The organism is Leisingera sp. F5 (assembly GCF_001593695.1).
This window is the reverse complement of record NZ_LUKH01000665.1, coordinates 1-1,897: the sequence shown is the minus strand read 5'-3', so window position 1 is coordinate 1,897 and position 1,897 is coordinate 1. Positions and strand designations below refer to the sequence as shown.

General features: G+C 62.6%; 3 protein-coding genes. All 3 read left to right on the top strand.

The genetic code is table 11. The features are described from left to right. Window positions 1-476 (top strand): 4Fe-4S dicluster domain-containing protein (locus tag A2I95_RS34550; RefSeq protein ID WP_291737068.1); only part of this gene is annotated, 476 nt, incomplete at its 5' end. After that, a complete protein-coding gene (locus A2I95_RS34545; protein WP_027257492.1) occupies window positions 476-1,363 on the top strand; it encodes a DmsC/YnfH family molybdoenzyme membrane anchor subunit in 888 nt (295 codons plus the stop codon). The genes A2I95_RS34550 and A2I95_RS34545, both read left to right, overlap by 1 nt. Window positions 1,364-1,485: 122 nt before the next feature. After that, window positions 1,486-1,897, top strand: a 412-nt coding sequence (locus tag A2I95_RS34540; RefSeq protein WP_291737065.1) for a carboxymuconolactone decarboxylase family protein, incomplete at its 3' end; no start/stop codon positions are given.

The window sequence follows — 1,897 nt, the reverse complement described above, 5'->3', positions numbered from 1 at the left end:
AACGTGTCGAGGACGGCATCGTCCTGGTGAATGAAGACCACTGTATAGGCTGCGGCCTGTGTGCGTGGTCCTGCCCTTACGGCGCGCGGGAACTGGATCTGGCCGAGGGTGTGATGAAGAAATGCACGCTCTGTGTGGACCGGATCTATAACGAGAACCTGCCCGAGGTGGACCGCGTCCCCTCCTGCGTGCGGACCTGCCCGGCCGGCGCCCGCCATTTTGGCGATCTCGGCGACCCGGACAGCGATGTCTCCAAACTGGTAGAGGAGCGCGGCGGTATGGATCTGATGCCGGAGATGGGCACCAAGCCAGTAAACAAATACCTGCCGCCCCGGCCCAAGGACCAGATCGAGGATCAGATCGACATCCTCGCGCCGCTGCTGGCCCCGGTCGCGGAAGAGCCGCAAGGGTTCCTCGGCTGGCTCGACAAGGCACTCGACAAACTTCCAGGCACTTCTTCAGGGGGGGCGCACTGATGCATCCCGCACCATCCGTCATTATCTTCACCACCCTGTCGGGTCTTGGCTTTGGCCTGCTGGCCTTCCTCGGCCTCGGCCAGCCTGCGGTGACCGGCGCTGTGGCCTTTGTGTTCTACGCCATCGCCTTTGGCCTGGCCTGCGGCGGCCTGCTGGCCTCCACCTTCCACCTGGGCCGCCCGGAACGGGCCTGGCGCGCTTTCACCCAGTGGAAAACCAGCTGGCTGTCGCGCGAGGGCGTCTGCGCCGTTGGAGCCCTGCTTTTCATGGGACTTTATGCGCTTGGCGCGGTGTTCTTTGACAGCCAGTGGACGTTGCTGGGCTGGATTGGTGCTGCCCTCAGCCTTGCCACCGTCTTCACCACCTCGATGATCTACACCCAGCTCAAGACCATCCCGCGCTGGAATATGGAGCTGACCCCGGCGGTCTTCCTGTCGTTCAGCCTGGCAGGCGGCGCACTGCTGGCCGGTGCCGAAGCCGTGGCGCCCTGGCTGCTGGCGATCGCAGGTTCGGTGCAGCTGGCCTATTGGGCCAAAGGCGACAAGGCGCTGGAGGCGTCCGGCACCGACATCGGCACCGCCACCGGCCTCGGCGACCGCGGCGCGGTGCGCGCGTTTGAGCCGCCGCACACCGGGTCGAACTACCTGTTGCGCGAGTTCGTGCATGTGGTCGGCCGTAAACACGCCCAGAAGCTCCGGATGATTGCATTTGTGCTGGGTTTCGCCCTGCCGCTTTTGCTGCTCCTGACCCCGGTTCAGGGCGTTGTGATCAAACATGTGTTTGCCGCCCTCGCGGCGCTGTCGCACATTGCAGGTATCGCAACCTCGCGCTGGCTGTTCTTTGCTCAGGCGGAACATGTCGTCGGCCTTTACTACGGCAAACGCTGACACGGATCCGGGGCGCCCAATCCAGGCGCCCCGGCTTTTTTTGAGTGTTTTTCCGGCAGCAGGTCACAAACGCCCTTGCTGCCTCGTCCTGTTCCTGAAGCCATCTGAAAAGGAACAGAATGATGACCCAGCGCCTTGATTACTTCGCTATCGCACCGGACTTGTTTCAACCGATGCTGGCGCTTGAAGCCACGCTGAAAGACAGCGGCCTGGAACACAGCCTGATTGAATTGGTGAAACTGCGCGCCTCGCAAATCAATGGCTGTGCGTATTGCATCCACATGCACACGCATGACATGCGCTCGAAAGGTGAGAGCGAAGACCGGATGCACCTCCTGAATGCCTGGCGGGAGTCTTCGCTATACTCCGCGCGGGAACAGGCGGCCCTGGCCTGGACCGAAGCCTTGACAAGAATTGAGGCCACTGCGGCGCCGGACGCGGACTATGATCTGGTCGCACAGCAGTTTTCCCCGCGTGAACAGGCGGCACTGACATTGGTGGTCTCCACCATCAACGCCTGGAACCGGATTGCAA